The sequence below is a fragment of the Undibacterium sp. SXout20W genome, assembly GCF_049340285.1.
Lineage (GTDB): Bacteria > Pseudomonadota > Gammaproteobacteria > Burkholderiales > Burkholderiaceae_D > Undibacterium.
This window is the reverse complement of sequence record NZ_JBMPPH010000028.1, coordinates 1-24262: the sequence shown is the minus strand read 5'-3', so window position 1 is coordinate 24262 and position 24262 is coordinate 1. Positions and strand designations below refer to the sequence as shown.

Annotated in this window: 21 protein-coding genes; 9 read left to right on the top strand and 12 right to left on the bottom strand. The window is 46.0% G+C overall.

Annotated elements, in window-relative coordinates:
* Positions 1-6 precede the first annotated feature (6 nt).
* The 6 genes from ACO0K1_RS13965 to cyoA all read right to left on the bottom strand — a co-directional run bounded on the left by ACO0K1_RS13965 (position 7) and on the right by cyoA (position 6469).
* Positions 7-1344, bottom strand: coding sequence for an ATP-binding protein (locus tag ACO0K1_RS13965; protein WP_423026727.1), 1338 nt, complete (start codon positions 1342-1344; stop codon positions 7-9).
* Between the two features lie 171 nt (positions 1345-1515).
* Positions 1516-2349 carry an SURF1 family protein gene (locus tag ACO0K1_RS13960; protein ID WP_423026725.1) on the bottom strand — a complete coding sequence of 278 codons (834 nt, stop codon included), beginning with the start codon at positions 2347-2349 and terminating at the stop codon, positions 1516-1518.
* Positions 2346-2816: a cytochrome o ubiquinol oxidase subunit IV gene (gene cyoD, locus ACO0K1_RS13955; protein WP_423026723.1), complete on the bottom strand. Its 471-nt coding sequence runs from the start codon at positions 2814-2816 to the stop codon at positions 2346-2348. Before cyoD ends, ACO0K1_RS13960 begins: the two co-directional genes overlap by 4 nt.
* Positions 2813-3448, bottom strand: a complete 636-nt coding sequence (cyoC, locus tag ACO0K1_RS13950; RefSeq protein WP_423026721.1) for a cytochrome o ubiquinol oxidase subunit III — start codon at positions 3446-3448, stop codon at positions 2813-2815. The genes cyoD and cyoC overlap by 4 nt, the downstream gene beginning before the upstream one ends.
* A complete protein-coding gene (gene cyoB / locus ACO0K1_RS13945) occupies positions 3441-5444 on the bottom strand; it encodes a cytochrome o ubiquinol oxidase subunit I (protein ID WP_423026719.1) in 2004 nt (667 codons plus the stop codon). The genes cyoC and cyoB overlap by 8 nt, the downstream gene beginning before the upstream one ends.
* The gene (cyoA, locus tag ACO0K1_RS13940; RefSeq protein WP_423026717.1) at positions 5444-6469 is read right to left on the bottom strand and encodes a ubiquinol oxidase subunit II; all 1026 of its coding nucleotides are present in this window, start codon (positions 6467-6469) and stop codon (positions 5444-5446) included. The genes cyoB and cyoA overlap by 1 nt, the downstream gene beginning before the upstream one ends.
* A gap of 149 nt (positions 6470-6618) precedes the next feature.
* Between cyoA and ACO0K1_RS13935 the strand changes: the two genes are divergently transcribed.
* Positions 6619-7965 (top strand): MFS transporter, encoded by a 1347-nt coding sequence (locus ACO0K1_RS13935; protein ID WP_423026715.1) that lies wholly within the window; start codon positions 6619-6621, stop codon positions 7963-7965.
* 226 nt (positions 7966-8191) lie between these two features.
* Positions 8192-8521, top strand: coding sequence for a hypothetical protein (locus ACO0K1_RS13930; RefSeq protein ID WP_423026713.1), 330 nt, complete (start codon positions 8192-8194; stop codon positions 8519-8521).
* A 39-nt stretch (positions 8522-8560) separates the two neighbouring features.
* On the opposite strand, the gene ACO0K1_RS13925 is transcribed toward ACO0K1_RS13930, so the two are convergent.
* The 4 genes from ACO0K1_RS13925 to ACO0K1_RS13910 all read right to left on the bottom strand — a co-directional run bounded on the left by ACO0K1_RS13925 (position 8561) and on the right by ACO0K1_RS13910 (position 10774).
* A complete protein-coding gene (locus tag ACO0K1_RS13925; protein WP_423026711.1) occupies positions 8561-8968 on the bottom strand; it encodes a GNAT family N-acetyltransferase in 408 nt (135 codons plus the stop codon).
* 64 nt (positions 8969-9032) lie between these two features.
* Positions 9033-9545 (bottom strand): GNAT family N-acetyltransferase, encoded by a 513-nt coding sequence (locus ACO0K1_RS13920; RefSeq protein ID WP_423026709.1) that lies wholly within the window; start codon positions 9543-9545, stop codon positions 9033-9035.
* Between the two features lie 370 nt (positions 9546-9915).
* A complete protein-coding gene (locus tag ACO0K1_RS13915; protein ID WP_423026707.1) occupies positions 9916-10206 on the bottom strand; it encodes a transcriptional regulator in 291 nt (96 codons plus the stop codon).
* 25 nt (positions 10207-10231) lie between these two features.
* A complete protein-coding gene (locus tag ACO0K1_RS13910) occupies positions 10232-10774 on the bottom strand; it encodes a hypothetical protein (protein ID WP_423026705.1) in 543 nt (180 codons plus the stop codon).
* A 304-nt stretch (positions 10775-11078) separates the two neighbouring features.
* Here ACO0K1_RS13910 and ACO0K1_RS13905 point away from each other — a divergent pair, with 304 nt between their 5' ends.
* The 4 genes from ACO0K1_RS13905 (at position 11079) to ACO0K1_RS13890 (ending at position 17110) form a co-directional block, all read left to right on the top strand.
* Positions 11079-12032, top strand: a complete 954-nt coding sequence (locus tag ACO0K1_RS13905) for an SGNH/GDSL hydrolase family protein (RefSeq protein WP_423026703.1) — start codon at positions 11079-11081, stop codon at positions 12030-12032.
* A gap of 202 nt (positions 12033-12234) precedes the next feature.
* Positions 12235-14583 (top strand): Tex family protein, encoded by a 2349-nt coding sequence (locus tag ACO0K1_RS13900; RefSeq protein ID WP_423026701.1) that lies wholly within the window; start codon positions 12235-12237, stop codon positions 14581-14583.
* A gap of 297 nt (positions 14584-14880) precedes the next feature.
* Positions 14881-16401 (top strand): aldehyde dehydrogenase, encoded by a 1521-nt coding sequence (adh, locus tag ACO0K1_RS13895; protein ID WP_423026699.1) that lies wholly within the window; start codon positions 14881-14883, stop codon positions 16399-16401.
* 316 nt (positions 16402-16717) lie between these two features.
* Positions 16718-17110: a DUF779 domain-containing protein gene (locus ACO0K1_RS13890; RefSeq protein WP_423026697.1), complete on the top strand. Its 393-nt coding sequence runs from the start codon at positions 16718-16720 to the stop codon at positions 17108-17110.
* On the opposite strand, the gene ACO0K1_RS13885 is transcribed toward ACO0K1_RS13890, so the two are convergent.
* The gene (locus tag ACO0K1_RS13885) at positions 17111-19000 is read right to left on the bottom strand and encodes a sigma-54-dependent Fis family transcriptional regulator (RefSeq protein ID WP_423026777.1); all 1890 of its coding nucleotides are present in this window, start codon (positions 18998-19000) and stop codon (positions 17111-17113) included.
* Positions 19001-19311: 311 nt separating this feature from the next.
* On the opposite strand from ACO0K1_RS13885, the gene grxD reads away from it, so the two are divergent.
* The 3 genes from grxD to ACO0K1_RS13870 all read left to right on the top strand — a co-directional run bounded on the left by grxD (position 19312) and on the right by ACO0K1_RS13870 (position 20748).
* Positions 19312-19623 carry a Grx4 family monothiol glutaredoxin gene (gene grxD / locus ACO0K1_RS13880; RefSeq protein WP_423026695.1) on the top strand — a complete coding sequence of 104 codons (312 nt, stop codon included), beginning with the start codon at positions 19312-19314 and terminating at the stop codon, positions 19621-19623.
* 8 nt (positions 19624-19631) lie between these two features.
* Positions 19632-20222, top strand: coding sequence for a UbiX family flavin prenyltransferase (locus tag ACO0K1_RS13875; RefSeq protein WP_423026693.1), 591 nt, complete (start codon positions 19632-19634; stop codon positions 20220-20222).
* Positions 20223-20334: 112 nt separating this feature from the next.
* Positions 20335-20748 (top strand): BLUF domain-containing protein, encoded by a 414-nt coding sequence (locus tag ACO0K1_RS13870; RefSeq protein ID WP_423026691.1) that lies wholly within the window; start codon positions 20335-20337, stop codon positions 20746-20748.
* Between the two features lie 254 nt (positions 20749-21002).
* Here the strand turns inward: ACO0K1_RS13870 and ACO0K1_RS13865 are convergent, their stop codons facing one another.
* Positions 21003-23189, bottom strand: a complete 2187-nt coding sequence (locus tag ACO0K1_RS13865) for a DPP IV N-terminal domain-containing protein (RefSeq protein WP_423026689.1) — start codon at positions 23187-23189, stop codon at positions 21003-21005.
* Positions 23190-24262 lie beyond the last annotated feature (1073 nt).

The following is a 24262-nucleotide window of genomic DNA, read 5'->3' as shown; positions in this document are numbered from 1 at the left end:
CATCCTTTAAAGCATGATTGCCGATAACGGCAACACTATTTTTACTGCTGCACCACCTTGTTCAAGGTTACGTGCAGTCACGGAGCCGCCTAATTTGCGCGCCACATTCACCACAAAGAAAATCCCAAGACCACTGCCGGGGCGACCTTTAGTTGATTGATAAGGCTGTCCTAATTTTTCTAAGATATCAGGTAAAAAACCTGGCCCGCGGTCACTAACAACGATATTCAGCAAATTATCGGTGCTGGATACGGTCAGGCTTAACCAATTTGGTGAAGCTTCAAGCGCATTATCTAACACATTGCACATCATCTGTTTAAGCGCTGAATCAAACACAACCGGCACATCTTCTTTAATCAGATTTTCAAATAAAAAAGTTTGGATAGGACGCGTTGCTTTAAAGTCGTCCGCAAGATGTTTCAAAAAAGTATTGAGCGTGGTTTTAACTGAGGACTCGCCGCGTGCTTCACCAGCAGACAATAAAATACTGCTAACGATACTTTTACAGCGCTGCAACTGCCGTTGCATCTCATTTATTTCTTCGAGAAGTTCCGGATTTTTGCTGAATTCTGGCATACGACGCCAATCACCCACAATGACCGATAAGGTTGCCAGTGGCGTTCCTAACTCATGCGCTGCACCGGATGCCAGCAAGCCCATTTTGACTATGTGTTCTTCTTCACTTGCATGTTGTCGTAAATCGGCTAACTGCGCATCGCGACTGCTTAAATTATCGTTAATCCGCGTCAGAAAGAAGACCAACAAAGCGGCATTAACCAGAAAGCAAATGATCATACCGTCTTGATACAAGCCTGGCATGCTATCGATGTGATCTGGCGGTAAAACTAAGGGATAATAAAATAGGGAGAGGCCAAACAAACAACACCCCGTGATGGCCACTATCAACCAGGTCGACCATGCCTCCAACAACACTGCGCTTAAAATCACCTGAAGCAAATAAAGAAATGCAAATGGGTTACTCGTACCACCCGACAAATAAAGTTGCGCCGTCAAAATACTGACATCGATGAGCAGCGCGAAAAACAATTCTTTATTCGACACTTTGACTTCTTCATGCCAGCGTAAATGACTGGCAATGTTAAAGGCGATCAGCCCTGCGATGACATACGATATCTGTAATAGCGGCAACTTGATTTCAAACACCCAAGTGGCAAGCGCAATGGTCGACACTTGGCCTAACATCGCAATCCATCGCAGATGGATCAGTTGCAGCATATTTTTATGCCCGGCCGAACTTTCATAATCAGAAGCCGCATACAAGACACGCTTCTGTTGTGTTTGAATTTCGTGTTCGTTTGTCTGGCGTGCCGGATTGACCGTCATTCCTGTGTCTCCAAAGGGTCCTGCTACATCTAACTCTGATTAACGCTGATTAACGCTAATTAACGCTAATTAGCGTTGACTAAGGACGAATATGGCTGAACAAGGCTGAATAAGGCTTAATAAGGCTGATTCAGGTTGCCAGTTCGATTCGGCAACTGCTATGTTAACAGACTATTTAAACTTGGGCTCCGCAAGCTCTCGACGGAGGCGTCGGTCATCTTTCCGGATGTAGAAAAAGCCACCAGCCACCATCAGCGCCAGCGCATACCATGTCAGGGCGTAAACTAAATGACTATTATGGAAAGAAATTACTGTTAATCCAGCGACCGGATATTCTGTATCGTCATTGATGGCAAGCGATTGGTGGCGTTCAAGATCAACAAAATAGGGTGCTGCATGACTTAACTTGTGCGCAGCCGAAAGTGCGGCGATATCGCGAGAAAACCAGCGCTGTGCTGCTGGCTCGTTGTGACGTAAGAAACCGCCATTAGGCTCACTCATCCGCAATAAACCTGCGATGGACAAAACTCTCGATCCAGTTCCCGCACCATTATTTTTTTCAGACTGAAACTGTGCGGCCAGGGAGCTTGGGATATATCCGCGATTTATCCAGACAATTTGGTCATCTTGTGTGACCAAGGGTGTCAACACCCAAAATCCGCTGCCTAAGACAGTTGAAGCCAAGACCAGGCTCGTATCTTGATAACGGTATGTCCCTCTAAGTCTCACATGACGATATTCATCGTCGGCTGCGTTCACTTTCCCCCACTGACTAACTAAAGGCAGATCGACGGCGGGTGCATGTACCCGTTGCTCCACGCGGGCAATCAGGTCAAGTTTCCATTGGAGACGTATTAATTGCCAGGACCCCAAAGCAAAGAAGGCCACAAAAAATAACCCCGCACAAATAGCAAGGATATACCTTACAAATTTGGAGCGGGGCTGCGAAACATTGACTACCGATGTATCGACATCGGTAGTCGCATGATTCAAACGATCAATCATGACATGCTAGGCATTTTTTTCATTTCTTTTTCGACGGGAGTGACTTGAATCGATTCAGGTACCGTTTCATGATCCATACCTGGCATCATGTTGTGATTCAAGTGATACATGACCCATAACGAGCCGCTCATCATGATTACAACAATCATCGTCGTGAACAGTAATGCCAACATAGTCCAGCCGCCCTCGGACTTTGAATTCATGTGTAAGAAATACACCATATGCACAACGATCTGCACTGCGGCCAACCCCAACAATACAAATCCTGTCGTGCTAGATTTATCAAATACCTTTGCCATCACTAACCAAAATGGAATGACCGTCAGTATTACAGCAAGAATAAAACCAGTAGCATAAGTTTTCAGGCTACCGTGATCTGCATGGTCGTGGCCATGGTGATCGTGATGATCGTGATGGTCATGGTGGCCGTGATGACCATTCTGCGCTTGATCGTGGTGTGCACTCATGGCAAAACTCCCATCAAATAAACAAAGGTAAAGACGCCGATCCAGACAACGTCAAGAAAGTGCCAAAACATGGACAAACACATTAAACGGCGACGATTTTCTGGTGTTAATCCGTGACGCTTCAATTGAAATAACAAGGTCACCAGCCAGATAATACCGAAGCTGACGTGCAAACCGTGCGTTCCTACCAGCGCAAAGAAAGACGTCAGGAAACCGCTGCGTTGTGGACCAGAACCTTCCATGATCAGATGCACAAACTCGTACAACTCAAAATAAATAAAGCAAGCACCTAGCAACCCAGTGACCGCAAGCCAGATCATCGTGTTCCGCAGACGATCTTTTTGTGACTCCAACATCGCAAAACCGTATGTAATCGACGACAACAACAGCAATGAGGTATTGAGACCAACAAGCGGCAAATCAAAAATTTCAGCACCAGTTGGTCCACCTGCGTAATTGCGGCCTAATACTGCATATGCAGCAAATAAACACGCAAAAATCAGACAGTCACTCATCAGGTATAACCAGAAACCCAACATCGTGCCGTTTTCCGGATGGTGTTCCAGAACAAAGTAACGGGAGCCAGAGGCCACGCCCGTAGCGTTATGAGTAGAAGTAGATGTATTAGACATGGCTAGCTAACAAACGTGTGCGTTCTGCTTCAGTACGGGCGACTTCGTCGGCCGGAATGTAGTAATCGCGGTTGTAATTAAAAGTATGAATAATGATGGCCGCCATCATCACGATGAACGCGACACCAGCAGGCAACCACATCTGCCAGATCAGTGCAAAACCGAGCGCAGCACTCAGACCAGCGATAATTACGCCAGCACCCGTGTTCTTAGGCATATGAATCGCCACAAAGCCATCCGTTGGACGTTGATATTTGTTGCTCTTCATGTCGGCCCAAGTGTCAACATCGTACACTTTGGGTGTGAAAGCAAAGTTGTATGCTGGCGGAGGTGACGATGTCGACCATTCCAGAGTACGCCCCCCCCATGGATCGCCAGTAAAATCACGTAACGAATCACGACGCATAAAGCTCACACCCAACTGAATCACGAAGCAAGCAATACCAATTGCAATCAGCACCGCACCGAACGCTGCGATTTGGAACCAAATTTGCAGAGATTGATCTTCAAAGTGACTCAAGCGGCGAGTTACCCCCATCAGACCGAGAACATACAACGGCATGAACGCAAAGTAGAAACCAATTGTCCAGAACCAGAATGAGCATTTACCCCAGAATGAGTCCAGTTTGTAGCCAAATGCTTTCGGGAACCAGTAGTTAATACCCGCAAATGTACCAAACACCACACCACCAATAATGACGTTATGGAAGTGAGCAATCAGGAACAAACTGTTGTGCAATACGAAGTCAGCAGGAGGAACCGCCAGCAAAACACCAGTCATACCACCGATAACGAACGTCACCATAAAGCCCATCGTCCACAGCATCGGTACTTCGAAGCGGATACGACCACGGTACATCGTGAACAACCAGTTAAAAATCTTCGCGCCGGTCGGGATCGAAATAATCATCGTCGTGATCCCGAAGAACGAGTTAACACTCGCACCGGAACCCATCGTGAAGAAGTGATGCAGCCATACCAGGTAAGACAGGATGGTAATAACGACGGTCGCGTACACCATCGAGGTGTAACCAAACAGACGCTTGCTGCTGAAAGTAGAAACGATTTCAGAGAACACACCAAAAATCGGCAAGACCAGGATGTAGACCTCTGGATGACCCCAGATCCAGATCAAGTTCACGTACATCATGGAATTACCACCCATGTCGTTTGTGAAGAAGTTTGTGCCAAAAACGCGGTCCAGCGACAACATTGCCAATACAGCGGTCAACACCGGGAACGCAGCAACGATCAACACGTTAGTACACAAGGCAGTCCATGTGAATACTGGCATCTTCATCATTGTCATGCCTGGAGCACGCATCTTGATGATGGTAACGATCAGGTTCACACCTGATAGCAAGGTGCCGACACCGGCAATCTGGAGTGACCAGATATAGTAATCAACCCCCACATCCGGGCTGCCCAGAATACCTGACAGCGGTGGGTAAGCCAGCCAACCGGTACGCGCAAATTCACCAACGAACAAGGAAGCCATGACCAGAACAGCACCGAACGTTGTCATCCAGAAGCTGAAGTTATTCAAGAATGGAAAGGCAACGTCACGGGCACCAATCTGCATCGGTACAACGTAGTTCATCAAGCCAGTTACAAACGGCATCGCCACGAAGAAAATCATGATCACACCGTGGGCAGTGAACACCTGGTCGTAGTGATGCGGTGGCAAGAAGCCATGTGAATCACCAAACGACATCGCTTGTTGCGCACGCATCATCAACGCATCCGCAAAACCACGCAATAACATCACAATGCCGAGGATCATGTACATGATACCGATCCGTTTATGATCAATACTGGTGAACCAATTACGCCACAACACACCCCACACACGGAAGTAGGTCAGTGCGCCTAATAAAGTGATGCCACCGAGTGCAACCATTGCAAAGGTTGCCAGCAAGATAGGCTCATGGAAGGGAATCGCATCCCAGCTAAGACGGCCGAATATCAGCTTCGTCATATCAATTTGATCTACCATTATTTTTTCCCACTAGTAATTGACGGCGTGGTACACACTTCAGCATCAAGAGCGCGTCCGTTACGCTGATTCTGCGCGAGTAAAGCAAATCTCTTCGCTTCATTATTTTTTGCAGTTTTGACATTCACATCGCTGGCCATCAGTTGATCCATACAAACCTGGTCATCTGAGACACAACGATTCAAAATAGCGTGGAACAAATCCGCATCAACAGTGCCGAAATGACGCACCGGATCTTTGATACTTGGCTGTTCCAGTTGCAAGTAATCTGCACGTTTCAATCCGCTGGCATCTGCCTTCGACGTCGCAACCCATTGATCAAAATCCTGCTGAGACATACCGTGGAACTTGAATTTCATATCCGAAAAGCCGGCACCACTGTAATTAGCCGAAAAACCTTCATACACACCGGCCTTATTAATCACGGCGTGTAATGCTGTTTGCATACCTGGCATCGCATAAATCTGCCCTGCCAATGCCGGAATATAGAACGAATTCATGACCGACGAGGCAGTGATCTTAAAGCTAACAGGTACATCAACCGGTACTGCAAGCTCGTTCACGGTCGCAAACCCTTGTTCTGGATAAATAAACAACCATTTCCAGTCCAGCGCCACCACTTCTACGACCAACGGTTTGACGTTGGCAGGAATCGCACGATTTTCATCCAATCGCGACAACTTTCGATATGGATCAAGAGTGTGCGTAGAAATCCAGGTTATTGTTCCCAAAGCGATGATAATTAACAACGGTGCACCCCAGATCACCAACTCCAACATCGTCGAGTGATCCCAGTCTGGTTCGTACGCTGCTTCAGTATTGCTATGACGATAACGCCATGCAAAAAAGAGCGTAAGTACGATCACCGGAACGATGATCAGTAGCATCAATATTGTCGAGACAACAATCAGTTTGCTCTGCTGGGCGGCAATATCACCGAATGGATTTAACACGATCGTGTCACATCCAGCCAACAGCGCAACGCATAACAACATAAGTCCGCGCCGCAAAAGTAGGGAAATCATAATGAAAAATCCAATTTAGAACAAGATTCATGGTAATGTACATGGACTGACTAGCATTAGCGATTGGACGTTTTGTCCTACCTTAGCAAAGTTATATCTGCAAGGGTTTACGGCGTCCATCGATCAGAACATAACTACGAGAGACGACTATGCCAAGTATCAGCCATAACGGCGAACATAACGCCGAATTCCCTTTACGTTCCAACACTGGTTCAACCAAAAACACGAAGTCTGATCATTCAACTATCGCTCCTGGCGAGATTGCCATCGGCGTTGTCATTGGACGCGCGTCAGAGTATTTTGACTTTTTCGTCTATGCCATCGCCTCAGTGCTGATATTCCCGACCGTGTTTTTCCCGTTCGTACCGCGCCTTGAAGGGACGTTGTACGCATTCACTATATTTTCTTTCGCGTTTCTTGCAAGGCCTTTTGGTACGGTTATTTTTATGACCATCCAGCATCACCTTGGACGAGAGGCAAAATTGACCATGGCGCTGGTCTTGTTAGGCTTTTCTACTGCCGGCATTGCTTTTTTGCCGACATACAATCATTTAGGTGCCACCGCAATTCTACTGCTTTCAGTTTTACGGGTCGGACAAGGTATCGCTTTAGGTGGGGCATGGGACGGTTTGCCTTCGTTACTGGCTTTAAACGCGCCGCAAAACAAGCGTGGCTGGTATGCGATGTTAGGGCAGCTTGGCGCACCGTTTGGGTTCATGATTGCAGGCAGCATCTTTGCCTACCTGATCTCAAACACGACGCCGGAAGATTTTCTGGAGTGGGGTTGGCGCTTTCCGTTCTATGTTGCTTTTGCAATTAACGTCGTGGCACTGTTTGCGCGCTTACGCCTGGTATCGACCAACGAATATGCCCGTTTGCTTGACGAACGCGAATTAGAACCCACCAAAGTCACTGAACTTGTGACATCCCAAGGACGAAATGTACTTATTGGCGCTCTGGCAGCCTTGGCAAGTTACGCTTTATTCCATTTAGTAACGGTATTTCCGTTGTCATGGATTACTTTGTATTCTCCGCGCTCCTTGAGCAACTTCCTGTACATTCAAGTAGGTGGCGCAGCGTTGATGGCCTTAGCCGTTGTCGCTTCCGGGGTGATTGCAGATCGCTTTGGTCGACGCAATACCTTAGGCACACTTGCTTTAATGATTGCTGTCTTGAGCGGATTTGTACCGACACTGCTTGACGGTGGCGAAACAGGACAAAATCTATTCATCCTCCTGGGCTTCATTTTGCTTGGACTCTCCTATGGCCAAGCCGCTGGCGCAGTGACAGCGAATTTTGCGACCAAGTACCGCTACACTGGGGCTGCTTTGACCTCAGATCTGGCATGGTTGGTGGGGGCGGGTTTTGCGCCGTTGGTGGCATTAGGTTTGTCATCACATTTCGGATTAGAGTACGTTAGCTTGTACTTACTGTCGGGTGCAGCCTGCTCATTAGCTGCTCTCAGCTTGAACCGGGCATTAGAAATTCGTGATTGAGGTTTAAAAATCTACATCCGTAACTTCAGACTCATCCTAAAAAGTCACGTTAATACGGAAATTACATAGGCTGAACCGATCAGTGAAAAAAGAGGGTGTATTGCGCATTGTGATTGTGCGCAACACACCCTCTTTGTTTATAAAAATTATCACTTGTTTTTTCTTCATCAATTCCCCATATCAGATCCACTTCTCCAAAGACGTGTCGTCTAAAAGGGTTAATTGTATGTCGCTATATCGCGTATTAGAGGTGAGTTGGATAGCCCTTAAACGGAAATTCCACGTCGGTTTTAAATTGGCGGCGCCGGCGCAAAAAGACCATTATTTTAGTCCTGAAGACTTGCTCAATGCGTTTCTCACACCGCTTTCCATCACTCGGCTCAACGCACAACTTCAGCTACAACCAGGAATACTTGATATGACGAATGGAATTCAACTATTGACGAACTTTAATTTTGGGCAAGAGATAGAGGCAAATGCAAATCACGTTTTTAATCAACTAAATCGGTATATGACGTCAGATGTACCTGAACAGTTTCAAATACACTGGCATTAGTTTCAATATTGGTTGCTGTCTTCGTTGCTGTCTTAGTTACTAAATTTCACGCCGGATTCTGTAGCAGTCTGGAAGTGGTGTCATACCAATTGACTCATAAAAGCCAACGGATTCAGGAACGGAACTTAAGATCAAACTGACAGCTGGCCCTAATCTTGACTTGACCGTTGCAATCAAATTTGCACCAATTCTTCTGCCTTGACAGTCTTTACTAATTGCGAGATCCGATAGATAACAACAAAACGAAAAATCAGTAACTGCTCTCGCAATCCCAACTAAATCCCCATCAGATCGCGCCGTTACTACCAGGTTTGAATTTCTCAACATTGACTCCAACCTCTGGAGATCATCAATTGGCCGGTACTTAGCAAGGCCTGAAGAAATTAATAATGAGCGGAACTCGTCAACACCACAATGCTCTTCAACTTGATAAGTCAATTTTTCCATGGGATAGGGCTCTGATTACGAACGGTGTTGATTCTAAAAATAGAGATTTTTACGCTGCAAGCCATCAAGCTGCTCGCAGCCACGCCATTGGAATATCTGCTTCAAATCCCGAACCAACACTTTTTATTCTATTCACCATACGTCCTTCAATCACAAATCCCAACGTCTTATAAAATTCGATTGCACGTTGATTGGTTTCGCGGGCAATCAATTCTATTCGAAGTATGGTCGGATGATTTTTTTCGACCTCGTCAAGAAGACTTTTAAATAGAACCCTGCCAACGCCCTGGTTTTGAAAATGAGGATGAACGGCAATGGTGAGGTCAGACAGTACATGCAGAAAAACTTCAGGCGCAGGTCGATAGCAATGAATTTCACCTGCAATAACACCGTCCACGCGCACTATCAGGGATACGCCTCGTTCGCGACTGGAGAAATAATTATGCTGAACATATGCCTCGCTGATTTCATCTTGTTTGCGAGCCAATCCACCTTCTATTGCTGCAACGGCTTTGTAGAGCGAAAGAATTTCAGGAACGTCTTGATCTTGAGGAGAGAACACTTGGATCGCTGGCATATGATTAATTACTCACTTTATTTAAACGAATTCGACCACCAATATGATTGACGTTCAGAGCTATCGTAGCAATAGGCCTGATACAACAGTGAATTTGCAATTCATATTACCCGCGACATGTGCATTGAAGCAATAGCGGTACTAGTTACCTCGTAAGGTGGTAACGATCATTTTCAGTATATTCGCAACTGACCAATTTTTGCTACATACCGCATTTGACCTGCGATTGCTTGCTCTTCAGCTATCCTTAAACTCGTGTCCAAATCATCTGAATTAGATGTTTCCAAATTAAACATTTTTAAATACTTAATTTGATCAACTTAATCAACTTAATCAATTTGATTAAGTTGATTGTGCAGGGTTCGCTGCCTTACATATCTAAAAGCGATCGTAATTGCGCTACATGGCGTCGATACGCGCCTCGCCCGTTAGCAGTCGTTCTGATGCGGGTTTGCGGCTTTTTCCCGACAAACTGCTTTTCCATTTCTACGTAGCCCGCACGTGCAAGTGTATCGAGATGTGCGCCTAAGTTGCCATCACTTGCCTCTGTTAATGCCTTCAACCGGACAAATTCTATCCATTCATCTTCTGGCAATAAATGGAGTGCGGTCATGACACGTAATCTCGTACTTTGGTGAATGATTTCGTCTAAATCTTCCATTTTTTTCTCTCGATGATTTCGACGTTCACGCTGCACAGCGCATCAAGGTGCCACCTAACATGAGGCCTCCGCCGCCCAAAATTGCCATTGCGAGGTTAAACCAAGGAAACAACACCCAATAAGAAAGCACACTCAATACAAACACGGATGCGCCAAGCAAAAACCATCGTTTCCCCTCCCACACGCCAACTAACATATAAATCGTCATGAAAAGACAATTCCAAAAAAGACCAATTGCTTCTGGAGCCTTGATCAAATTAGAAACAAGCACGCCAAATATCACAACAACCGACAGCGCCAGATAAAATTTACCCTCGCCTTCTCGCTTTGAAGAAGATTGCAATTTACCGATGAGAATTGATCCAAGTACCCCACAACTATCGCCAACAAGCCAAATCCAGCCGCTCAATTCAGGGCGTAAATAATTGCCAAGGTAGCAAATGAACCAAATAAAACCCCAAAGCTGAATATAGACACCGGCACGCCAGTAACCAGTAAATTCTCTGCTTCTGTCTTGAGTTTGTTTAATCTCGCTCATCATTACTTGTGCTTGTTCAGGGGTAATCATAATATCTCCAATAAAGTACTCTGTGATGTAGAGTACTTTATTTTAATAAAATCCTCTTGTCAATTATTTTTTTCATTAGCAAATTTGCTTAAGGAAGAAATCCGTCAGGTGGGGGTGCAAGCCGCCCATCCTACGTAACCCTAATTACAACGCGGTTGCACCTATATTGTTGAAGAAAAGGACGAATTTCTTACGCTTTGATCAGAACGTAATACGTCAAAAGGGCGATTTACTCATTCAGCAGCCGATCTCTTTCATATAAAGTGAAGCCTGGCATTTTTAACCAAACTGACACTGGCGAGCTATGAGACTCAATTCAAAATTCCATCGCTTTTTAATCTTCATTTGTATTTCAATGTTATTAGTTTTCCAGTCGGCAAAGGCAGAGAAAATTCTATTTGTCGGCAATAGTTTCACCTTCGGCTATGGGTCTGAGGTACAGTTTTATCGAGCTGACACGGTCAATGATTTAAACCACAACGGGTTTGGCGGTGTACCTGCCTTATTTAAATCATTTACAACCAAAATGGGACTAACGTATGACGTCGCACTGGAAACAGAACCTGGAATTGGTATCGACTGGCATTTAAAACATAAGCCAGAGGTGCTTCAGCAACAGGCATGGGATACGGTGGTTCTACAGAGCTATAGCACCTTAGATATCAAGCACCCAGGCGATCCGACCTTATTGGTCGACTCGGTAAAGGAAATGACGCAATTGCTACGTCAAAAAAATCCTCATGTCCAAATCGATCTGGTGGCAACTTGGCCCAGAGCCGACCTGATTTATCAAGCGAACGGTGCCTGGTATGGGCGCTCGTTAGAGACAATGACGCAAGATATTCAAACTGGTTACGAAAAGGCACTAAAAGAAGGATCAAATCTGCACGCCGTTGCGCCAGTCGGATTAGCGTGGCTTAAGGCTATTCATGATGGAATTGCAGTGGCAAATCCTTATCAAGCAAAGTCTGCGGAGCAAATAGATCTTTGGACCTTTGATCACTACCACGCCAGCAATTATGGCTATTATCTTGAGGCCTTGGTTATTTTTGGCACTATCACTGGCATCGATCCACAAGCTTTGGGTGAGGCCGAATGTTCAGGCGACGAACTCGGGATGTCACGCAGTCAGGTAAAAGCCTTACAAAAAGTGGCCTCGGAGCAATTATTAAAAGAGGGCAAGCTCCAGCAGTATGTGATTGCCACATCGCATAGTCGCCTGGCGACGCGCTGCGACGCGCCTGCTAAACCAAAATAAATAAACACAATGGCATTTGATATCAATTCGATATTAATTCGACATTAATTCGACATTAATTCGATATAAATATATCAAATACCAATTATTATAACTTTAATATTTTTTCTTCCTAACGCCAGTCAGCGCCGCTGTCAAGACTGGCGCATTCGTACAAATTGCGTATCATCTGCGCCTTGATTGCTTTTTATTGTCTGGACTTATGCTGCCTTCGATTGAACAAAGACTCGCCGTAGAACTCGCTGCCAAGCCAGTTCAGGTTGCCGCTGCTGTTGCCTTGCTGGATGAGGGTGCGACCGTACCATTTATTGCCCGTTACCGTAAAGAAGTGACGGGTGGTCTGGATGATATCCAATTACGTCTGCTCGAAGAACGTTTGCGTTACCTGAGAGAACTGGAAGACCGCCGTGCTGCGATTATCGAGTCGATTGAAGAACAGGGCAAAATGACGCCAGTGTTGCTGGATGCGATTACCCACGCCGAAGACAAAACGCGTCTCGAAGATTTATACCTGCCATACAAACCTAAGCGCCGCACTAAGGCGCAAATCGCTGTAGAAGCTGGTTTGTTGCCACTCGCCGATGCGTTGCTGGGCAATCCATTATTGAATCCGGAAGCCGAAGCAACTGCGTATTTAAAGCCAGCCTTCACGACGGACAACGGCGACAATCCCGGCGTACCAGACACCAAAGCCGCGCTTGACGGTGCACGCCAGATTTTGATGGAACGCTTTGCCGAAGATGCAACGCTATTGCAAGCGCTGCGTGAGTATCTGAATGACCATGGCGTGGTCGAATCCAAAGTGGTACCAGGCAAAGAAGAAGCTGGTGAAAAATTTGCCGATTATTTTGACTACTCAGAAACCCTGGGCACGATCCCATCACACCGCGCGCTGGCCTTGTTCCGCGGCCGTCGCGAAGAAATGCTGACAGTCACTTTGCGTCTTGACAGCGAAGAAGAAAAACCAACCTGGGCTTCGCCATTAAATCCCTGCGAAAGTCGTATTGCCGCGCACTTTGGCGTCAGCCAAAAAGATCGCCCTGCCGACAAATGGTTGGTCGACACAGTACGCTGGGCATGGCGCGTAAAAGTGTTCATGCATCTCGATACCGAATTGATGGGCAAATTGCGTGAACAGTCTGAGATCGAAGCGATCAACGTCTTTGCGCGCAATCTGAAAGACTTGTTGTTGGCAGCACCGGCGGGCCCACGCGCAACTATGGGTCTCGATCCTGGTCTGCGTACTGGCGTCAAAGTCGCGATTGTCGATGCCACCGGCAAAGTGATGGAACACGCCACGATTTATCCACATCAACCACGCAATGACTGGGATGGCTCTTTGCATGTCTTGGCGCAGCTCGCCGCCAAACATAATGTCTCGTTGATTTCGATCGGCAACGGCACGGCATCACGCGAAACCGACAAACTGGCGCAAGACCTGATCAAACTCAAACCAGAGTTGAAACTAACTAAGATCGTCGTTTCTGAAGCAGGTGCGTCGGTGTATTCTGCTTCTGAATTTGCTTCTAAAGAATTACCTGACCTCGACGTCTCGATCCGCGGTGCAGTATCGATTGCACGTCGCTTGCAAGATCCGTTGGCAGAACTCGTCAAGATCGACCCCAAATCCATCGGTGTCGGCCAATATCAACATGACGTGAGTCAAAGCCAATTGGCGCGTTCTTTGGATGCCGTGGTTGAGGATTGCGTGAATGCAGTGGGTGTGGACGTGAACACCGCCTCAGCGCCTTTATTGGCAAGGGTTTCCGGCCTGTCTTCCAGCGTCGCGCAAAGTATCGTTAATTTCCGTGATGCCAAGGGAATGTTCAGTTCACGTGCCGATTTGCGTTCTGTTCCACGCCTTGGTGACAAGACCTTTGAACAAGCAGCGGGCTTTCTACGCGTCATGAACGGCACGAATCCTCTTGACGCGTCTGCGGTCCACCCTGAATCGTATCCGCTCGTAGAAAAAATTCTGGCTGACATCAAGAAAGATGTCAAAGGTGTCATTGGCGACAGCGGTTTGTTAAAGTCTTTAAATCCGGCAAAATATGCGGATGAAAAATTCGGCGTACCAACGATTACCGACATCATCAAAGAGCTGGAAAAGCCAGGTCGCGATCCACGTCCTGAATTTACGACAGCAACTTTTAAAGAAGGTGTTGAAGAAATCAAAGATTTGCGTCCGGACATGATTTTAGAAGGTGTCGTGACGAACGTTGCCGCCTTCGGTGCCTTCGTTGATATCGGCGTTCATCAGGACGGTCTGGTGCATATCTCTGCTCTGTCGAATACTTTCGTAAAAGACCCTCACACCGTCGTCAAAGCGGGTCAGGTCGTCAAAGTAAAAGTACTCGAAGTGGATGTCAAACGTCAACGGATCGCCCTGACGATGCGCCTGACTGATTCTGCACCGCAACCCGGCAGTAAGCCAGAACAACGTGGTGATCGTAATGATGCTAAACGTCTCAATCAACATCGTTCACAAGCGCCAGCAGCTGCTCCAGCTGGAAATGCAATGGCGGCAGCATTTGCCAAGCTGCGAGGCTGAATACAGCCTTACTACCGCTGATAAAAACCGGAGCCTGGGCTCCGGTTTTTTTATGTATCAATACAATGTTCAAAGTTGTTCATGACTGTCCCAATTTGCAACAGTTTGATGTACCCCTGTTCACGCCTGTGACAGTGTTCACCAATTGGCGCAGACCTATCTGAGCGCCTACCCTCACAAGCGCAATGTTTGTCCCGTATAACGCAGTGCAACATCATGATGGCATGGCGATTGCTATTTACCCACTTGTGCAATAGCACCTGAACCAACCACAATTATTCTTACGGAGACAAAACCATGAATATGGCCGACATCAGCAAACTGGGCATCAGCAATCCATTCAAAAGCCGTTACGACAACTTTATTGGTGGCAAATTCGTGCCGCCAGTCAATGGCGCTTACTTCGCCAATATCAGTCCGATTATTGGTAAGCCATTTTGTGAAATAGCACGTTCAACCGCAGAAGACGTTGAGCTGGCATTGGATGCGGCGCATGCTGCGAAAGCCGCGTGGGGAACGACCTCTGCTGCAGATCGCGCAATTATTCTCAATAAAATTGCAGACCGCATGGAAGCGAATCTGAGTTTGTTGGCGACCGCAGAAACGATCGATAACGGCAAACCGATCCGCGAAACGATGGCTGCCGATATTCCATTGGCGATTGACCATTTCCGCTATTTTGCGGGATGTATACGCGCTCAGGAAGGCGCGGTATCGCAGATTGATGAAACAACTTTTGCCTATCATATTCAGGAACCATTAGGCGTCGTTGGTCAGATTATCCCGTGGAATTTCCCTATTCTGATGGCAGTCTGGAAACTCGCTCCAGCCCTCGCCGCTGGCAATTGTGTGGTACTCAAACCGGCGGAACAAACACCGGCATCGATCATGGTGCTGATCGAACTGATTCATGACCTTCTGCCAGCAGGCGTTATCAACGTCGTCAATGGTTTTGGTTTAGAAGCAGGAAAACCATTAGCGTCCAGCAAACGCATCGCCAAAATTGCCTTTACCGGCGAAACCGGAACTGGTCGTTTAATCATGCAATACGCTGCACAAAATCTGATCCCTGTCACGCTAGAATTAGGTGGTAAGTCGCCCAATATTTTCTTTGAAGATGTGATGGATAAAGACGATGCTTTCTTTGACAAATGTCTGGAAGGTTTTGCGATGTTCGCGCTCAACCAAGGTGAAGTCTGCACCTGCCCTTCTCGCGTCTTGATTCAGGAATCCATCTACGAGCGCTTCATTGAACGTGCCATCAAGCGCGTCGCTGCGATCAAGCAAGGCAGTCCACTCGACGCCAACACGATGATCGGTGCACAAGCCTCACAAGAACAACTGGAAAAAATATTATCCTATCTGGATATCGGCAAACAAGAGGGTGCCGAAGTGCTGATTGGTGGTACGCGCAAAGCGATGGACGGCGACCTGGAAAGTGGCTTCTACGTGCAGCCAACAATTTTCAAAGGTCACAATAAAATGCGCATCTTCCAAGAAGAAATCTTTGGCCCGGTCGTCTCTGTGACAACTTTCAAAGACGAAGCAGAAGCTTTAGCCATTGCCAACGATACCTTGTACGGTCTTGGCGCCGGCGTCTGGACTCGCGATGGTTCTCGTGCGTTCCGCGTAGGTCGTGGCATCCAAGCAGGACGTGTATGGACTAACTGCTATCACTTGTATCCGGCACATGCTGCGTTCGGTGGATATAAACAGTCTGGTATCGGCCGTGAAAATCATAAAATGATGCTCGATCACTATCAACAAACTAAAAATCTGTTGGTCAGTTATAGCCCCAATGCGCTTGGATTCTTCTAATCCGATAGTGAGCCAGACGTCAGTGATAGTTCGCTGCAGTCTGGCATTTTTTCTTTGATATCAAAGGAACTGGTGCGTCGCTGAACCCTCCGCCTTCGCGGAGGACGGCGATGATTGGGTTTGGCGCGGCGTTCTGATCAATTTTTCTGATCAATTTTTGTTCGAAGAACCCGCCACATCACTCTGGCATCGGCCGTTATCTGGTAACGCTCCAGTGCCTGTATGCCTCCTTGAAATCGATGAATCGCGCCACAATTGCGCATCGTGATTGTAAGTTGACGGATCGTATTTTAAATTTTTTATGATGGAATGCACCATGACACAACCTGTATTGCATCCTGAATTACCACGTGTCCTCGGAACGCCAGAGGCCATTGCGTTTCTGCAAAAATTGCAGACGCAACATGGCGCGCTATTATTTTTCCAGTCCGGGGGTTGCTGCGATGGCAGTGCCCCGCTGTGTTACGCGCAAAGTGATTTTCAAATCAGTGACCACGATATCCTTTTAGGCGACATTAACGGTGCGCCGTTTTATATGAGCCCTGAACAATTTGAATACTGGAAGCACACACAACTGATCATTGATTTAGTTGATGGCATGGGTGGTATGTTTTCTTTAGATAACGGATCTGGTAAACGATTTTTGACGCGCTCACGTCTATTCACCGATAGCGAATATAGGCAATTACAAACTACAGAGCTTGGTTAATTAATTCAGCTTTTTACGATAAATCGTATTACGCGACACGCCTAGCGCACGTGCTGCGGCAGAGACATTTCCATCGTGCGCAGCCAATGCTTGCTGAATCACATCGTGTTCAATTTCATCCATGGTCGATGTGGCACTAGCCGCACGTGTCGGCGAGCTTGGTTTAGCAGAAGTTGATTCAGCAATATCTTCCAGAAAATCATCTGGCAAATGTTCAGCGCGAATTTCGCGCTCATCGCCCGCCATCAGTATTGCTGTCCGCAGCAAATTACTCAGTTGACGGAAATTGCCTGGCCAATGATGTGCCCGGAACAATTCTAATACCTCGGGATGGATAGCATAGGCAAAGCCATTGCTTTCAGCCTGTAAGATTTTATCCACGACAATATCGAGATTACTGCGTTCGCGCAGCGCCGGCAGGCGAACCACCAAGCCGTTCAAACGATAATAGAGGTCATCCCTGAATTCACCGCGTGAAATCATATCGCGCAAGTTACGGTTAGTGGCGCAAATCACATCCACATTGACGGGTATCGATTTGCTGCTCCCCAAAGGCGTGACCATGCGCTCCTGCAATACGCGTAATAAGCGCGCTTGCAGACTGAAAGGCATGTCACCAATTTCATCTAAGAACAAGGTACCGCCGTTGGCTTGTAAAATTTTTCCGACGTTGCCTTTTTTACGCGCACCCGTAAAAGCACCCTCCTCGTAACCAAATAACTCCGATTCGATTAAGGTCTCAGGAATCGACGCACAATTGAGTGCCACAAACGGTGCCGCATGACGTGGAGAATCATTGTGTATGGCTTGCGCAAGTAACTCTTTACCAGTTCCCGTTTCGCCCGTAATTAAAATTGAAATGCCGCGCCCCATTACTTTGCGCAGTTTTTCAATACTACGTTCGACTTGTAAGTCACCGGTGTTTAGGTAATTCAAGCTCGATAAGCGTTGATGAGATTTTTGCTCGGGTTGAGGCAATGTGATTCTGACATTCTGCAATGCATGCTGAAAGGCTACAGGCGTAGGGCGGATATCACTACATTTCACATAGACCTTTACGCCATTATGCAAACACAACTGCAATAAGCCTGGTGCAGCGGTCCTGTGATGATCAATACAAGCAGAAATTGGCATCCCAAATAAGGAGCTGAAGGTGTGTGCTTGCAATGCGGCCGCCGACAAGCCAATTTGAAACAAACCGCTACGGCTCGCAGAGATAAACCGTCCGTCAGGTGTAAAGCAGGCAATACCCTCCATCAAGGTACCTAAAAATTCCGGACGGCTATGAAAATGCAATTTTATCGCGCCGCGAAACGCCTCGTTAAACAACTGATTTTCTATCATTTGCGCCGACATCCGCACCAAGGCCAACGTATGGCGTTGAAAATGATGTTGATCGCCGGTCACATCAAGAACGCCGATCATTTTCCCTCTGGCATCAAAAATAGGCGCTGCCGAGCACGTTAAAAAACGATTCGCGTTCATGTAATGCTGGTCAGCATGCACTACCGTTGGACTAGCACTGGCAATGGCAGTGCCAATCGCATTGGTGCCTTTGCTTTGTTCTGACCAGGCGACACCGGGGCTAAGTGCTACCTGATCTGCTTTTGCCAAAAAATCCGCATCACCCAAGGTATGCAAAATTTGCCCTTGGGTATCCGTCAGCACAATCATGTGATGTGTATTGATGATCTGTTCGTAGAGATTTTCCATAACCGGCACTGCATGGCTATGGAGTAAGCGATTTTGCTCTAACAAAACAGAAAATTCTTGCTTGTTGGCCGGCTGATATTCAGGTCTGGCATCACGTAAAACCCCGTAGGATGCTGATCGTTCGTGTGCCTGTAAAATCTGTATCCGTTCATCGTTCACGGGTGACATGGGTGACATGCCGACGGCCAGCTGTTGCGCCGATGCATTCTGCGCAGAATCATGTACCTGATGTTGCATTGATGTCTCCGAGGCAATTCTGCCCCTATCTTGGAGCATGTTTTTGGTGAATCCGGATCGCGTTACACAGTCAATTAATGTACCACTGTTTTGGCCTCTATTTGTACTTCATCGGGCGCTTATTACAATGATAATATTAATGCAATTTTAGGTCCCATTCATGTTGATCTTGCTTGCGCATTTCAAGGGTAAGCACATCGATGTAGGCTTTCCACTATAATGGTGGGATTCGTTTTATAAGGAAGAGTGCCATGAGCGACGTTCAAAGCTGGATCAAAGAAACTGTTACCCAAAACCCTGTTGTGCTGTTCATGAAAGGAACTGCCCAATTCCCACAATGTGGCTTTTCTGGACGTGCCGTGCAAGTCTTGAAAGCATGCGGCGTTCAAAGCCTGGTCACGATCAACGTTCTGGAAGATCCGGAAGTTCGCCAGGGGATTAAAGATTTTTCCAACTGGCCAACGATTCCTCAGCTGTACGTCAAAGGTGAATTCATCGGTGGTTCTGACATCATGAACGAAATGTTTGAAAGTGGCGAATTGCTCACGTTGCTGAAAGACTAATAATACACATGACACAGCAGCCTCACACCTCACCAAAACGCCTGATCATCGCCATTACTGGCGCGACAGGATCCGTTTATGGCGTGCGATTGCTGGAAGTGTTACGTGATTTACCTGACATTGAGACCCACCTCATGGTTTCTGAGGCGGGGGTTCTGAATTTGCATCAGGAAATGGATTTTAAGCGCAAAGATGTTGAGGCCTTGGCTGACGTGGTACACAACGTGAGAGATGTCGGCGCCAGTATCGCCAGTGGCTCTTTTTTATCGGACGGGATGATCATCGCACCTTGCTCGATGAAAACACTGGCCTCGGTGGCGCACGGCATGTCAGACAACCTGATCACCCGTGCGGCGGACGTGGTTTTAAAAGAACGAAGGCGCTTAGTTCTGATGGTACGCGAAACGCCATTCAATCTGGCGCATTTACGCAACATGACGTCAGTGACTGAAATGGGTGGCATCATTTTCCCACCCTTACCGGGCTTTTATCAGCGCCCACAATCCATCTCAGAAATGGTCGACCATACAGTTGGCCGTGTACTCGATATGTTTGCCGTTCCGCATCAACTGACGCCACGCTGGCAAGGGATGAAGTGAGTGATTGACTGAGATCAACATAGGCTCAATCATATTTTTTTGTTCATGTTGTTGGTATAGTCTGTGTATTGGTAGAAATATTTCCCCTGATACACGTCACATCGACACCATCATGAGCCTAATTCACCTGATCTACTTCAGCACTCTCAGTGGCAACGATGAATCAGTACTTAAAGATATTCATCAAATTGCAATTGCAAATAATGTCAAAAACGATGTTACAGGGATGCTCCTCTGTTCACATCGACGATTTTTGCAGGTACTTGAAGGCGAATCCGAAGCGGTTCACCTAACCTATAAGTATATTTGCCGAGATTCACGCCACAATGATATTCATTTATTGTTAACCGATACCATCGAAAATCGGTCTTTTACTGGATGGAGCATGGGGTTTCACCACGTCAACGACGTTGAGATTCAACAATCTTCTGCTTTAGAATCGTTCTTTTTATGCAATTCGAACGATATCGTCGGTCAAGACGGCGTGGCCTTAGGTTTGCTCAAAACCTTCCTTTTTGACGCATGATCGTTTTTTTCCATTTATGGGAACAGGCCACGGCTAATTTTTTCTACTTTCCTCACACAGGTGAAAAGTGCGCAGCTTTCAGCATGTGGAAGGATGTCACTCAAAGAGAATGAAAGACCCGTGATTTACGCTAAAAACATGCGGAAATCACGGCTTAATGTAGGACGTCTGCAATCCGACTTTCGCTGTAAAACACATTACAGCGCTAACTTACATTATTCAACCTATGTGCTACTGCAAGTTTGCTGGCGTTTTTAAAGATTATTTTTTAAAAATTCCCACTTATTTTTTTGCAAAGACCAAATCATCCAATCCCCACGCGGCCCGTGCGCCTGCCCGGGATATAGCTGCAAACTATAATCTTTACCAGCTTTGATCAACTCATCGATCAGCATGATGGTATTTTGTGGATGTACATTGTCATCCATCGTGCCATGCATCAATAAAATTTTGCCGTGCAAATTCTTTGCTGCTTTTTGAACGCTACTATTGTCGTAACCATCCGGATTATTTTTAGGTAACCCCATATAGCGTTCAGTATAAACGCTATCGTACAGACGCCAATCAGTGACTGGGGCACCGACAAATCCGATTTTCCATGCATCACTATGGGTCAGCGCATATGAGGTAAAATAACCGCCATAACTCCAACCATCGAGCGAGACTCTGTCCATATCAGCCCAACCCTGTTGCCGCAGCCATGCAAGTCCGTCTAACTGATCTTGCAATTCTAGTTGCCCTAGTTTCTTGTGAATTGGCCATGCGCTAGCCAATCCTTTATTACTCGCACTGCGGTTATCTAAAATCCACACGATATAACCTTGTTGTGCTAAGAAATGAAAGTACAAATCATTGCTCCAACGATCTATGACCGTTGGCGCCATCGGGCCCGCGTAAAGGTGCTGATATACCGGATATTTTTTCTGCGCATCAAAGTTGGGTGGCAAGTACAGCAAACTCTCTAACGGGAAACCATCCCGCGACATGATCTGTTGCTGCTTGACCGTCGCTAACTGCAACGCTTTCAGATTGGCAGGCATTCCAGCGTCATCAATTAATTTCAACTGGCTACCGCTATCATCAAAAAGTGCCTGACGGGGCGTTTGTTTCAAACTGCTCCAGCTATCAATAAACCGCGTGAAATTACTGTTCCAACGCACTGAATGTGTACCAGACTCTGTCGTTAAACGATGTAAGTCACTACCATCTAAATTCACTGCGTAAGCATCGTTACCAATCGGATTTCGTTCGTCAGCGGAAAACAGAATCCGCCCATGGTCCTCATCGACCCCGTAGGCACTACGCACGTCCCAATTCCCCTTGGTAATGGCGCCTTGCAAGAGATAATTTTTATCATAATGATAAAAATGGCGGTGACCGGTACGATCTGACTCCCAGATAAATCCACCGTCTTTTAAAAATATAGGAAATGGTAATCGCTCCGTCCAGGCAGGACTGCTCTCATGCACCATCACTTTGCTCTGCTGCATTGCCTGATCATAAAGGCGTAAATCCAGCCACGTTTGCACCCTGTCTTGCCACGCTAAAAGCAATTGGCCATCTGGGGTCCAACCGACTTGTACAATGAGCGTTTCTTTACCTTGATATGGATTCTCTGTCCAATTTAGCTTTCCATTCAGATCAACCACCCCTAACTTAACAATAGGGTTGGGATCGCCTGCTTTGGGATAATGGGTACGCTCTGTTTGTTGAGGCTGCGAGTGATCGCCGCTTAACGTGTAAACAGGGACTTTACTCTCGTCAAAATTGAGGAATGCCAATCTACCTGAATCAGGCGCCCACCAAAAAGCACGCAATACCCCTCGGCCATAAATTTCTTCCATATACACCCAATCCAAACGACCATTCAGATTAGTGTCAGTTCCACCGGTCGTTAAACGTTTCTCCGTTGCCGTGGCTATATTAGTGACGTAGAGGTCATTCCCTTTGAGATACGCGACTGATTTAGCATCGGGCGACAGCAGTGCTTCATCTTTGCTTTCATCTGGTGTGTGGGTCAGTTCGCGGACCTGGTTCTCTTTTAAATCGAGTAGCCAAAGATCTTTCTTAAAGGTAAACAAATAGGTGCTTAACTCAGGCTTTACTTGTGCGCCTAGTTTCTCTGCAAGACTCAGCGCCTGTGGGGACGGAATACCAGCGTTTTTCAATAAATTCAGTATCTGTGTGTCGGCTTTTAGAGCTTGTTTATCCCATGTCTTAGGATCAATCACAAACAGTTGTACTTCACCTTCGTGTATCTGCGTTTCGATCAAGCGATTTTGCGCATCCCAAGAGAGGCGCGTGAGAGGTGGCGGTGCAAATTTTTCTTTTTTAGTAGGGTGAAATAACCTCTCCAGGCTTAACTGCCCCTCTTCCGCTTCCGCTTGACCAGCTGTAATTAACAACATCTGCAACAGGCAGCAACCCCAGTACTTATTCATTCATCCCCCAAAAACTATTTTTTTATTAAAAAATCGCTGTATTTAGCGAGGTCAACATTATGACGAATTAAAGAGAAAAGCCACTCGATAAATTTAACGACGACGATTGAAACAAAACCCTCAGGTCTCCACTGGTTCAACCACTTTTTAAATTCCTATATTTATTCAAATATATTAGACATCTAAATTCCGCAGTTTAGAGGAATTGTCGACTCATTTTGCGTCACTGAGAATATGTCATTAAGTAACGTACTTTGTCGAAAATAAGCACAATTTAAATTAAATACGTCATTACAATGACTAAATGTCCTCTTTGGCAAGCAATCACAATCACTTTTTATACTGTATTAAGCATTCCAAAAACATGGGCAACGCCGAACGGTAACAACCACGAAAGAATAATCTTTGTAACAATTAATATTTTTTCGGAAAAACATAGCGCAGATTTTTATTAAACTTTGGAACTTATTCGGGTTTTCCCATCATTCAATAATGAAATATTTTTTTCAATAGAATGCAATACCACCTTCTTATTTTCATCAATTATGGATGGCAAAAACAATGACGCTACATTGATATTTTATTTAAAAAATAAAATATCGCCCCCTCTCAATTTCAAATACCACTTTGATATTTTCATGATTTCAAATACGGTTAAATGTCACTTTAGAACATCAAACTGATCGGAAAACTATCTGATTGTAGAAGTTAAATGAATTAAAAATTTGAGTTAAGCACTTATTAATCAGCTTTTTTAAATCAGCATTAAATAGCATTTAAATTTTCATATTTTTTTCAATTCTCTTTCAAGTCATTCAGCAAAAAAAGTCAACTAGTGATATCAAGATGATCGACGAGTCAAATTATTAACTTACATTTACTTACATCTATATATTCCCGAAAAAAAAGCGGCAAGTAAAATTTGTCGCTTATGAAAATCAATAAGAGGCGAATTCTAGGATGAAGTGCAATTTATGAACGGTACCGGTTAATGAGGGCAAGATGCGATAGCATTTGTGCCTTTTTGACCGGCCAGTCGAAATTGCATAATGAACTACACACATCTCACCCAA